This is a genomic window from Halostella pelagica (genome assembly GCF_004762015.1).
Classification (GTDB): domain Archaea; phylum Halobacteriota; class Halobacteria; order Halobacteriales; family Natronoarchaeaceae; genus Halostella; species Halostella pelagica.
Map to the genome: position 1 here is coordinate 1 of NZ_SJES01000001.1, position 11558 is coordinate 11558.

Here is an 11558-nt window from a genome sequence, read left to right on the forward strand (position 1 = left end):
TCGCCGAGTTCGTCGTGGCGGTCGCGGAGTTCGTGATAGATGTCCCAGAGGTACTCCGCGCGGTCGATGTAGGAGAGTTCGCGCCACTCTTCGAAGGCGGCGTCGGCCTCGGCCATCGCGCGGTCGATGTCGGCTGGGGTGCCGCGCTGGAACTCGCCGAGGCTCTCGCCCGTCGCCGGGTTCTCGCTTTCGAACGTCTCTGTGCCCTTGCCGTCCGTCCACTCTCCGCCGATGTAGTGGCGGTGAACCTGCTCGCTTGACTGTTGGCTCATGCTTGGCAAATATTGGAACATCCACAATTATAAAATCATCTAGTTCGACCGGAGGTGAGTCGACGGCGACGGAGGGATCGACCGCGGTCGTTATTTTCGACAGTCGGAACTCCTTCGTGGACTTCCCCTCACTGTCCTAACCGCGTCACGGAACGCCGACCGTCTCCTGTTCGAACCCGAGCGAACAGACATGCCGACAGAGGACTGTCAGCCGTCGAAACATCAGCCACAAGGCAAATGGTCGTGGGTCGCATCCGTATCGCTGATACGATTGCCAGGGACGCCACTCGACATATCGCCTGTTGCCGACGGCAATATCAACGTCCTGATCACGGGGACAGAGAGCGACACCGAAGTGGTGTCCTCTCTCGAACGGCGGGGAGACGGTATCACCGTTCGCGCGGCATCAACCGCCGCTACCGGGCGAGAACTGCTGTCGTCCGGCGGGATCAACTGCGTCGTCGTCGTCGGTCCGGTACTCCCGGCCGCCGCCGTGACGGAATTCCTGCGGAAGGTCCGGGACCGGCATCCCCGTCTCCCTCTACTACTGCTCGGCGGAGACGACGATCTCGTCGGCGAGGCGTTCTCTATCGGCGTTACGGGCTATATACCGAGCGCAGTCGTCCGAGACCGTCCCGGTGTCCTTGCTACCCGGGTCGAACGTGCCGTGCGGACGGCCACACGGCGCGGCGCGGAGCGTCGACGGGGGGAACTGTTCGCGAAGGCTCAAGACATCGCGGACGTCGGCGCCTGGGAGTACAACGCCGAGACTGAGACGCTGTGGTGGAGCGAGCAGGTCCGACGCATTCACGGCCTGTCGGCCGACACCCAACCGACCGTCGCGGAGAGTTTCGATCTCTACGACCCCGAGGGGCGGAAGACGATCGAAGCGGCGTTCGACCAGGCGCTACGCGACGGCGTCCAGTACGACGTCGAACTCAAACTCGACGGCTCGGACGACGAGAAGCGGTGGATCCGAACGCGGGGCGAACCGGTGTTCGAGGACGGCGAAGTCGTTTACATCCGTGGGAGTTACCAGGACATCACTGACCTGAAGCGCCGCGAGTTGCAGTTCGAGTCCCTCCACGACGCGAGCAGGGAACTGATGGAGGCGAAGACCCGGATGGACGTGGCCCGGATCGTCTCCGACGCCTCGAAGAACATCCTCGGCTACGTCATGACGACCGTCCGCCTCGCCGACGAAGACGAGGAGATGCTGCGAACGTTCGTGGCAACCGACCAGACCGTCACCGAGGCGGGCAAGCGACCGGGGTACCGGATCGATGGCGATACGCCCGCTGCACGCACTTACCGCGAGGGCGAACCGGAGATATTCGACGACCTCGACCGGACTGACGACGAGTACGACCGAGGTGCTCTGCGCTCGGGGGTCTACGTCCCCATCGGCGACCACGGCGTCCTCAGTACGGGCGATACGGAGCCATACGCGTTCGACGAACCCGACGTGGAGATCCTCGGCGTGCTGACGAAGTTGGCGACCGGCGCGCTCACCCGGATCCGTTCGGAGCAGGAACTCCAGCGACAGAACGAGCGACTGGAGGAGTTCGCCAGCATCGTCGCACACGACCTCCGCAACCCGCTGAACGTCGCTCGCGGGGAGTTGACCTTGATGGAGTCGGCGTCGGCCGACCGCATCGAATCGATCGACGCCTGTCTCGACCGCATGGAGTCGCTCATCGAGGACATCCTCTCGCTCGCGCGTCAGGGTGAACTCGTCGGTGACGCGACGAACGTCTCGCTCGACGCCGTCGTTCGGCAGGCGTGGACGAACGTCGAGACGAGGTCGGCGACACTGACGGTCGAAGACGAGGGCATCGATGTCCTCGCCGACGAGTTCCGCCTGCAGGAACTGTTCGAGAACCTGTTCCGCAACGCCGTTGAACACGTCGGCGACGGCGTCACGGTCACCGTCGGCCCCCTGTGGGACGGCGGCCGGACCTCGGACGAGCAGCGCGCCGTCGGCTTCTTCGTCGAGGACGACGGCCCGGGGATCCCCCGGAACCGAAAGGAGAGCGTACTGGAGGCCGGGTCAACGACCGCGACGGACGGCACCGGGTACGGGCTGTACATCGTCTCGGAAATCGCCGCCGCTCACGACTGGGGCCTCGAGGTCGATGACGGCCGCGACGGCGGTGCGCGGTTCGAGATCACGGGCGTCGAGACCGTCGACGGCTAGACGGCCGGTTCCAGTTCGTCGTCGCTCATGTACTCGTCCAGTTTCTGCGCCATCGCCAGCGCGAACTCCCCGTCGTTGACGTGTGTGTCCATCTCGACGAGGTCGACGTCGCCGTCGATGCTGGTCCGGAGCGCATCGAACAGCGCCTCGTCGGCGTCGGGGTCGTGGAGCGGTTCGCCGTCGACGCCGAGCATGGAGAGGCCGGCCGTCGGGAGCGCCAGCGCCGTGGGTCCCGTCGCGGCGTTTAGCTTCTCCGCGACGGTCGCACCGAGTTCCGCGCTCTCGTCGGCGTTCGTCCGCACTACCGTTACGTGCGGGTTGTGGACGTGCAGCGGCCGGTCGCGGAACTCCTCGGGAACGGTCTTTTCCGGGCCGAAGTTCACTAGATCGAGCGCGCCCACGGAGACGACCTGTGGGATCCCCGCCTCCGCGGCGGCGCTGAGGCGGTCCGGGCCCGCGCTCAGGATGCCGCCGACCAGTTCGTCCGCCAGTTCGGTGGTCGTGACGTCGAGGACGCCGTCTATCACGCCCTCGGCGACGAGGTGTTCCATCGCCCGTCCACCGGATCCGGTCGCGTGGAACACGACCGTCTCGTACCCTTGCTCTTCGAGGTATTCGCGGGCGGTCTTCACGCAGGGCGTCGTCACGCCGAACATGCTGATCCCGACAGTCGGACGGTCGTCAGCCGCGGCGTCGACGTCATTTGTCGCCATCCCGACGAGGCCGAGCGCCGCGTTAGAGATGACCGTCCGCGTGATCTGGTTCAGCCCCTCGATGTCCCCGACGGAGTACATCATCGTGACGTCGGAGATGCCGACGTACGGTTCCGTGTCGCCGGATGCCATCGTCGAGACCATCATCTTCGGCACGCCGACGGGGAGCGCCCGCATCGCCGCCGTCGCGATCGAGGTGTTGCCGGAGCCGCCGAGTCCGAGGACGCCGTCCAAAGAACCGCCTTCGTAGAGATCGGTCACGACTGCCGCCGCGCCCTCCCCCATCGCCTCGATCGCCTTCCCGCGGTCCCGCTCCTCGCGGTGACGTTCCAGGGTCGTCCCCCCGGCGGCCGCGACCTCGTCGGCCGGCGTGTCGGGGTCGAAGTCCGGTTCACCGAGCACTCCCGCGTCGACGATGTGGGTGTCCGCTCTGTGGTCCTCGATGACCTCACGAGCGAACGCGACCTCCTCTCCTTTCGTGTCTAACGTCCCGACGATAACAATTGCCATCGTGACGGAGTCGTTACGCGATGGTCGGCTTAGCCGTTCTGGCCGGTTCGCTTTCCGCTCACGCCGCGATCTTCTCGATCTCGCCTTTCAGGCGCTCGGCGTCGAAGTCGTGGTCGGGCCGGACGTTGACGAAATCGAGGAACGCGCGGGCGTCGAGGAGTTCGCTCGGGGAGTAGAACTCGCGGGCGACGGAGATGACCGTTCGGGTGCCGATAACCGGTTCGAGCGTGGCCAGCGCCGAGGCCAGGTCGTAGGCGCGGGCGTCGGCGATGCCCTCCTCGTCGACGCTTGTGGCGTCGATGAAGTAGATCTCCCCGTGGAAAACGAGGACGTTCTCACCGCGCAGGTCGCCGTGAGCCAGGCCGTCGTCGTGGAGCCGCCGGAGGCTTTCGAACAGGTCCGGTGCGAGCGTGCGGACTTCGTCCGGGGATACGTCGTCAAGCGTTCGGAAGTCGTCGAGAAACTCGAAGACGAGCACGCCCAGGCCGTCGACTTCGAAGGCCTCGATCGGTTCCGGAGCGTTCACCCCGATCTCGCGCATCCGTTCCGCGGCGTCGAGTTCTCGTTCGGCCATCTCGACGGGACTGCCGCAGTGGTCGAAAAACCCCTCCCGGCCGCTCGTGACCGCGCCGAGGTTTCTCCCCGTGGTAAACAGCGCGTGGACGATCGAGTTCTGCTGGGAGATGATCTTGACGAACCACTCGTCGTCGACCACGCAGGGCGTCGAGAGCCAGTTATCCGCGTCCAGAAACGTGACGCGGACCGCGTCGCGACCGGTCCGGTCCGCGATCTCCCGGGCAACGGCCTCCGTCTCGTCCCACCCGACGGTCCCTCGAACCAGGTCGCGTACTTCCATGTTGTTTAAGAGACAGACGCACGAGCATAAATGCCTTGGCGGCATGTGACCCGCTGCCCGCCGCCGATCGTGTGTTTCGTTCGAGCTAAATTGTGCTTGTGCCGCTGGCCTTATCGGTTCGACGGCCACGACAGTGACCGTTACCGCGCCCCTGCCTCAGTCGGCACCGCGTCCCTTGCCCCGACCCTTATCGTGTCCTTTTCCACGGCCGTTACCGCGCCCACTGCCTCGACCCTTACCGTGTCCTTTGTCGCGGCCATTTCCGTTACCCCGTCCCGGCGGGTCCGCCGCGCCGTCGTACGCGCGAAACACGTCGAACCGCCGGTTGAACGCGGTCGTGGTCGGGACGGATGGATCGTCGTTCACGTTCGCCGCTTCGTCGCGCACGCCGCCGCCGCCGACGCGGAGGTCGGTCCCGAGGCCGGCCGCGAGTGCGTTCAGGTTCTCCCGGGCGTCGGTCGGCGCGGCGGAACTGCCCAGCAAGACAACGGCACCCCCGTCCGCCGCGAACGAGCGGAGTTCGCCGACCGTCTCGTCGTCGAACGAGTCGGCGGGCGTAGTGACCACGATGGCACGGGCATCGTCGAGGCGGTCGCCGGTGATATCGTTCACCTGCTCGAAGCCGATCCCGACGCCTTCGAGATAGCGCTGGTAGTAGGCGGCGTCCTCGTTCGAGAGGGCGTAGTCCGAAGCGAACTGGCCGCGACCCCCGTCGATGAGTACCTCGTCGTCCGTCCGGTCGGCGAGCGCGTCGATCAGGTTCGTGAGGAAGACGAAGTTCTCGAACCCGGCGGTATCGACGTCGTACCCCTCCGCGGCCTCGTACGACTCGTCGATCAGGGGGCCGGCGACGAGGCCGACGCGTGACCGTTCGTCGACGGCTGCAAGGGGGATCCGGCCGTTCGTCACAGCGGTCGCACCCTCTGCGCTGTCCTCCGCGAAGACGGGGACGCGGTTGGGTGTCAGGTGTCGGCCGGTCGTCGAGATAGTGACCGGATCCGGAACGAACAGGTCGTCTACGTCGCGGTTTCGGATCTGGTCGCTGTTCTCCGGGGTGCTCTCGGCCCAGAGTCCGACGTCGTCGGCACGGGCCTCGGCCTCCGCTCGCCAGAACTCGTCGTGCCTGTCGAGCCCTGACCCGTACACGCGAGCGAGACCCCGCTCGATCAGTTCACGGTTGTACGTGGTTGCCCTGTCGCCGTCGCCGTTCGCGTCGTATCTGACGTAGCCGAGAACGCGGTTGAACTCGTCGCGGACACCCTCGTTCTCGTCGAACGAGAGTTCGACTGTCTCGCCAAGCAGCGCCTCGCGAGCGAAATCGCTCCCCTGGTCGGCCCACTCCTGTAGATACTCGATATCTTCGATCCCCTCCCACTCTTCGAGGCGCTCGGCGGCGCTGTTCGTCGCCGTCTCCGGGGTGTCGACGCCGAGGATCCGGATGCTCTCTTCGTGGCCGTCGTCGAACGTGACAGTGACCGTGTCGCCGTCCGCGACATCGACCACGTCGACCGCGTACGTTTCCTCGGGGTCGATCTCGAAGCCGATTCCGTCGCGCTCCTCGAAGTAGGGGAAGTCGTCGTTGAACTCGCCCGTCACGGGTGCGAACTCCGAGCCGAGATTGTTCTCGGGATCCATCACCTGGTCGTCGTTGAACCGGAACGACAGATCCAGCGCCGTCGCGAGCGCGTTCAGATTCGCCGTCTCGTCGAAGTCGTTGAAATCGGACTGGTCGATGAGAAACAGCGCGCCGCCGTCGTCGAGGAACTCCGAAAGCGCCGCCGTCTCGTCGTCGTCGAACGCCCGGCTAGGGGACGTGACGACGACACCGTCGGCGTCCGTCAGGGCGTCTTCGAGCGAGTCCGTCCCCTCGACCGCGTAGCCGTTTTCTTCGGCGTACTCCGTGAACACGTCGTACGCCGAGAGGTCGTAGAACTGGTCGTGTCCCTCGTCCCAGACGACGCGGTCGCCGTCGACGTGTTCGTCCCAGAGGTTGAGCACGAACTCCTCGTTACCGAGGTCGAAGTTCGCGTCGTCGTTCGCCAACGGCGCGCCGTAGCCCACGACATCGCCGTCGACTGCCACCAGCGGTATCTCGACGTCGTCCGGATAGTCGACCGCGTCGCCGTTGCCGTCCTCGTCGACGTTGTACGCGGTCGGTTCGGCCCACACTGCGACGGTCCCGCCGGCGGTCAGCGGGGTCCCGTCGGCGGCGAGGAGACTCGCCGTCGAGTAGAACCCGATATCGTCGATCCGTGACGACTGTTGGAAGGGGCTACTCGTGGCGGCGCTACGGCGTGTCGCGACGCTGGTTCCGGCGGCCGCAGTTACCAGCGTTGCGAGGAAGTTTCGGCGTCGCACGACAGGCCCCACACCGTCTCCCGGGATAAAATTATCTAGAATTGTTACACATACAACTGTTGACGTACCGAGGTCTCGGAAATAACAGGGTGTTTTTAGGAGCTAGGCGGTCGATTGATGGCGGACAGAGAGCCGCGGCGAACGGCGGACGATCCGCCGTGGGATAGATTCCCGTATTTTTATCTTCGAGTTCGGCAATTATTGCGTATGGAGTTCACCCTGTCCGACGAACACCGGATGATCCGGGACAGCGTTCGGGAGTTCTGCGAGGAGGAGATCGCCCCGATCGCCCAGGACATCGAAGACGAACACCGATTTCCCGCGGAGATATTCGACCAACTCGCGCAACTGGACGTGATGGGCGTCCCCATCGCCGAGGAGTACGGCGGACTCGGCGGTGATCAGTTGATGTACGCGCTGGTCACGGAGGAACTCGGCCGGGTGTCCGGATCCGTCGGACTCTCGTACGCGGCCCACGTAAGTCTCGCCAGCAAGCCCCTCGAACTGTTCGGCACGGACGAGCAGAAAGAGCGCTGGCTCCGACCGCTCGCGGAAGGCGACTACGTCGGCGGCTGGGCGCTCACTGAGCCGGAAAGCGGGAGCGACGCCAGCGACATGAACACGACCGCAGAGAAAGACGGGGACGAGTGGGTTCTCGACGGCACCAAGCAGTTCATCACCAACGCCAGCGAGGCCGGGTCCGTCCTCGTCAAGGCGGTTACGGACCCCGACGCGGGGTACGACGGCATCTCGACGTTCATCGTCGACCCCCGAGAGGACGACGGCTTCGAAGTGACGACGATCTGGGACAAGATGGGCCTGAACGCCTCGCCCACCTGCGAGATCCAGCTAGACGACGTCAGACTCCCCGAGGACCGCCTGCTCGGCGAGGAGGGCGACGGCTGGGACCAGACCAAGAAGACGCTCGACGGCGGACGGATCTCCATCGCGGCGCTCTCAGTGGGCCTGGCCCAGGGCGCATACGAGGCCGCGAAAGGGTACTCGAAAGAGCGCGAGCAGTTCGGCCAGCCCATCTCCAAGTTCGACGCGGTCCGCGACAAGGTGGTCGCGATGGAGCGCAAGACCGAACGCGCGCGTCTGCTCACCCACAAGGCCGCCTGGAAGTACGACCGGGGCGAGTCCGTTACGAAAGAGAGCGCGATAGCCAAACTCGACGCCAGCGAGGCCGCCCGCGAGGTAGCCGAGGAGGCCGTCCAGACTCTCGGCGGATACGGCTACACGACGGACTTCGCGCCGCAGCGGTTCTACCGCGACGCCAAGCTCATGGAGATCGGCGAGGGAACGAGCGAGATTCAGCATCTCGTCATCGGCCGAGAGCTCGGGCTGTAGAAACGGCTTCGTCGGAGGCGTTCAGCGCCCGCTACCGCAGGACCGCACCCGCAGCGACTTCACGTTCGGTTTCCAGCGTCGCCGCGAAAACCCAGTGTTACCGTGGGATGGCATTCAGCCGCCAGTCAACCGGTCCCAGAGAGACTTCAGTTCGGAGCCCTCGGAGAGCCCTTCCAGTTTCCGCAACGTCTCTTTTTCCTCTTCGAGGTTGTCTTGCAGCGGGTTCGTCACCTCGCTCCCGAGGTCGAGTTTGTCCGCAGTCGTCAGAAGCGACTGGTAACTGCTGATCTCTATCCGTTCGGTCTTCATCGCAGCACCGAGGAAATAGAGGTTTTTCAGGTCGTCGTCCCGGACCATCCCCTCGAACTGCTTGCGGTCTTTCTCGAGCGCGTCGACGAGAGGACAGTCCCGCTGGCGCGGTTCCACGCCGTACGCTTCGAACGCGTCCTCCAGTCGCTCGACCTGCGTCTCCGTCTCGTCGCGGTGCGAGTTGAACCCGCTCTCTAAGTGCCCGTTCGTCGTCGCGAGCGCCATCTCGTCCAGCGCGCTGACGAGTTTCACTTCCATGTTGTAGATCCCTTCGAGTTCGTACTCGAACAATCCCTCTAACGACTCGATGTACTGCTCTGAATCGCTCATTGGTCCACCCCACACGCAGGACGACGAGCGGATGGTTAACTGTGAGGGAGTACAGACGGAGAGCTATCGCCTGCGATCCTCGTGATTACGGCCCGGTGCTGGTTCGAGCGTATTGATACGCGAGAGTGAGGTACTCAGACGATACCACGACTATTGCAACGCGGCCGCGCTGACCTGCGCGAACGAAGTGAGTGCGGTCAGTGGACGGGGAAAGGCAGGCGATCGGAGCGTGTCCGAGCAACCGCGAGGACCACACTAAACTGGCGGGCTTGGAACGAGCGCCTGCGGCGCTTGTTGGCGTCTTCGCGAACGAAGTGAGCGAAGGCTCGGAGGGCACGAAGCGTCCTCCGGCGGACATACAAAGGGCGACGCGAGCGCTGCCAAGCGATCGCGAGGGTTTTTAGTTGATGGTTGTGTGCTCGCTCTCCTCGTTCAGCGCGAGGTTCGCGGCGATCTCGGCGTTCCGCATGGCGAACTCCGCAGTCTGCTGGAGACTGACGAGCACTTCACGGACTTCAAGCAACGATCCGTTTTCCATCTCGGGGAGGTCGGCCAGGATCTCCTGCTGGCGGTCGGCGATGTCGTGGAACAGTTCTCGGGTCTGGATCGTCAGGTCGTAATCGCGTTCGACGGCGGCTTCGACGGCGAGGGCGGTGACTTCGTCGACGTCGTCCGTGAACTCGCGGATGCGTCGCATGGTACCGCTGTCGACGTCCAGACTGTGTCCCTCCGATTCGAGGACGATTTCGGCGATGTCCTCGGCGTTGTCGGCGGTGAGTTCGAGGTTCTTCGCGATAGAGCGGTAGCCGATGAGCGGGAAGCCGTCGCCGAGCCCCACGGCGCGTGCGAGGTTGGGGTTCTGGTAGGCAGTGAAGATGAGACGGAGCAGGAGAACGAAGATCTTGTTCGCTTGTCGCTCGCGGTTCAGGGCGCGCTGGGCGAGGTCGGGATTGCCGTGAGCGAGCGATTTGACCGCTTCGCCGCGCATCGTCGACCCCGTGGATTCTAAGCGTTCGAGCAGGTTGTCGAGGGTGAAGTCCTCCGGGTCGACCGAACAGCGGATCGAGATGCTCTCGGGTGTCTCCTCGATGACTCCGAGACCCATCAGTTGCGTTTCGGCCTTGTAGACGGCGTTGATATGGTCGCTGTCGAGGGCTCCCGAAGACTGTTCGACGCGGATGACTCGACGGCCGAGCACGTACTGTGCGAGGATCGCGCGTTCGACCGCGTCGGCGTCGAGGTCGTCGGCGTGGATAATCGCCTCCGACTCGCCCGTGTTTACGGACTCCGGCATGACGGTCAGCGTCCCCTTCCCGCCCATCCGAAGAGACACCTCGTCGCCCTTCTCGACATCGTGTTCTTGCGCCCACTCCGCCGGCAACGTCATCGCCAGCGTGGACGGACCGAGTCGCTGCACTTTTCGCGTTTCCATACGCCCCTCTTCCGGCTGCGAAGACCTTAACCTTGACTATACACCCATTAATATTCCGAGGCGTATTATAATACGAATGATCGTCAGGTTCACTGCACCTGCATCATACGCTGTTCGACGCGGCCGACTCGAACCTTTCGCCAGCCGCGGAGGTACTCGTCTAGCGCCCGGTCGCCGGTGTCGACGCGAAGCACGCCGGTCGTATCGAGTTTCGCTCGGGACGCGACGACTTCGACCGCCGACTGGCGGATCACCGGCGGGGATATCTGGTCGTTGCCACGGCCGAAAATGAACCCCTGGCCGCCGATAGGGGAGACGACTATCACGGACTCCTCACCGAGAACGTCGAGGATTTCGGACTCGGTCGCGTCCCGGACGAGCAACTCGCCGTCGCGCCAGACATCGACGCCGAGGGGGGAGCCGTCGAACCCGAGTTCGGCTTTGACCGCGCCGACCGTACTCCCGGGTCCGAGGACGTAGGTCACGCCGGCATCGATGTCGGCAGCGAACCCCTCGGCCAGCGCCTCGACGGTCCCGCCGCCGAGTTGCTTGCTCGATTGCATCTCGTCGGCGACGGGGACGGGCCGGACGGCGCGTAGCTCCGTCTCGACATCGCCACCGCGATAGGCGTCCTCGTCGATGTCGTTTATCTCGCGGTCCGCCGTCGCGTCGAAGGTGGCCGCGATACGGCCGGCGTCCGCCGGTGTGACGGCGAACACCGAGGAGTACACCTTGACGCCCGCGGGAATTCCCAGCATCGGAGTGTCGCTCTGGCGCTCGTCGAGGACGTTCGCAACGTCGACTGCGGTGCCGTCACCACCCGCGAAGAGGACCAGATCGGTTCCGCGTTCGACGAACTCCCGGACGGCCTCTCGGGTGTCGGCGGCGTCCGTCTCACTGCCGGGGTCAGTGACGACTACCGGGTCGAACCCAGCCGCGCGCGCCTCGTCAGCGCCCATCGCGGCGCCCGCAGCGAGGATCTCGACGCCGTCAGCCCGCTCGGAGAGCGCGTCGAGCGCTTCCCGAGCGCGGTCCGGTGCGCGGGGTTCAGCGCCGCGTTCTCGCGCCTCGTCGACTTTCCCGTCCGTCCCCTTCAGGCCGACGCGCCCGCCCATGCCGGCGATAGGGTTCACGACCAGTCCGATCCGTCGCATGGCCGGCGGTTCGGGCGGGACGGTCAAAAGCCGACCGACCGTGGTCTCGGCCCGCTACCTGCAATCCGTTCGTCAAG

The 11558-nt window shown here is 65.0% G+C and carries 9 protein-coding genes; 2 read left to right on the forward strand and 7 right to left on the reverse strand.

Annotation, left to right across the window (positions count from 1 at the left end; all coding sequences use genetic code 11):
- Positions 1 to 272 (reverse strand): aldehyde dehydrogenase family protein (locus EYW42_RS00005; RefSeq protein ID WP_135533208.1); only part of this gene is annotated, 272 nt, incomplete at its 3' end.
- 271 nt (positions 273 to 543) lie between these two features.
- On the opposite strand from EYW42_RS00005, the gene EYW42_RS00010 reads away from it, so the two are divergent.
- Positions 544 to 2469, forward strand: a complete 1926-nt coding sequence (locus EYW42_RS00010; protein ID WP_135533209.1) for a PAS domain-containing sensor histidine kinase — start codon at positions 544 to 546, stop codon at positions 2467 to 2469.
- Here EYW42_RS00010 and EYW42_RS00015 read toward each other — a convergent pair.
- The 3 genes from EYW42_RS00015 to EYW42_RS00025 form a co-directional block, all read right to left on the reverse strand.
- A complete protein-coding gene (locus EYW42_RS00015; RefSeq protein ID WP_135533210.1) occupies positions 2466 to 3692 on the reverse strand; it encodes a Tm-1-like ATP-binding domain-containing protein in 1227 nt (408 codons plus the stop codon). The genes EYW42_RS00010 and EYW42_RS00015 overlap by 4 nt on opposite strands.
- A gap of 58 nt (positions 3693 to 3750) precedes the next feature.
- Positions 3751 to 4548 carry an RIO1 family regulatory kinase/ATPase domain-containing protein gene (locus EYW42_RS00020; RefSeq protein ID WP_135533211.1) on the reverse strand — a complete coding sequence of 266 codons (798 nt, stop codon included), beginning with the start codon at positions 4546 to 4548 and terminating at the stop codon, positions 3751 to 3753.
- Between the two features lie 156 nt (positions 4549 to 4704).
- Positions 4705 to 6906 carry a DUF4350 domain-containing protein gene (locus EYW42_RS00025; protein WP_135533212.1) on the reverse strand — a complete coding sequence of 734 codons (2202 nt, stop codon included), beginning with the start codon at positions 6904 to 6906 and terminating at the stop codon, positions 4705 to 4707.
- 207 nt (positions 6907 to 7113) lie between these two features.
- Between EYW42_RS00025 and EYW42_RS00030 the strand changes: the two genes are divergently transcribed.
- Complete coding sequence (locus EYW42_RS00030) at positions 7114 to 8256, forward strand: acyl-CoA dehydrogenase family protein (protein WP_135533213.1); 1143 nt, start codon at positions 7114 to 7116, stop codon at positions 8254 to 8256.
- A gap of 114 nt (positions 8257 to 8370) precedes the next feature.
- On the opposite strand, the gene EYW42_RS00035 is transcribed toward EYW42_RS00030, so the two are convergent.
- The 3 genes from EYW42_RS00035 to EYW42_RS00045 all read right to left on the reverse strand — a co-directional run bounded on the left by EYW42_RS00035 (position 8371) and on the right by EYW42_RS00045 (position 11481).
- Positions 8371 to 8895: a YciE/YciF ferroxidase family protein gene (locus tag EYW42_RS00035; RefSeq protein ID WP_135533214.1), complete on the reverse strand. Its 525-nt coding sequence runs from the start codon at positions 8893 to 8895 to the stop codon at positions 8371 to 8373.
- 400 nt (positions 8896 to 9295) lie between these two features.
- Entirely contained in the window at positions 9296 to 10327 is a 1032-nt protein-coding gene (locus EYW42_RS00040) for a PhoU domain-containing protein (protein ID WP_135533215.1), read from the reverse strand.
- An 89-nt stretch (positions 10328 to 10416) separates the two neighbouring features.
- Positions 10417 to 11481 carry an ATP-NAD kinase family protein gene (locus EYW42_RS00045; protein WP_135533216.1) on the reverse strand — a complete coding sequence of 355 codons (1065 nt, stop codon included), beginning with the start codon at positions 11479 to 11481 and terminating at the stop codon, positions 10417 to 10419.
- Positions 11482 to 11558 lie beyond the last annotated feature (77 nt).

Excerpts from the sequence above, each read along its gene's own strand:
- EYW42_RS00020 (WP_135533211.1), bottom strand. The coding sequence starts at position 4,548 with ATGGAAGTACGCGACCTGGTTCGAGGGACCGTCGGGTGGGACGAGACG.
- EYW42_RS00045 (WP_135533216.1), bottom strand. The coding sequence starts at position 11,481 with ATGCGACGGATCGGACTGGTCGTGAACCCTATCGCCGGCATGGGCGGG.
- EYW42_RS00035 (WP_135533214.1), bottom strand. The coding sequence starts at position 8,895 with ATGAGCGATTCAGAGCAGTACATCGAGTCGTTAGAGGGATTGTTCGAG.
- EYW42_RS00030 (WP_135533213.1), top strand. The coding sequence starts at position 7,114 with ATGGAGTTCACCCTGTCCGACGAACACCGGATGATCCGGGACAGCGTT.
- EYW42_RS00015 (WP_135533210.1), bottom strand. The coding sequence starts at position 3,692 with ATGGCAATTGTTATCGTCGGGACGTTAGACACGAAAGGAGAGGAGGTC.
- EYW42_RS00040 (WP_135533215.1), bottom strand. The coding sequence starts at position 10,327 with ATGGAAACGCGAAAAGTGCAGCGACTCGGTCCGTCCACGCTGGCGATG.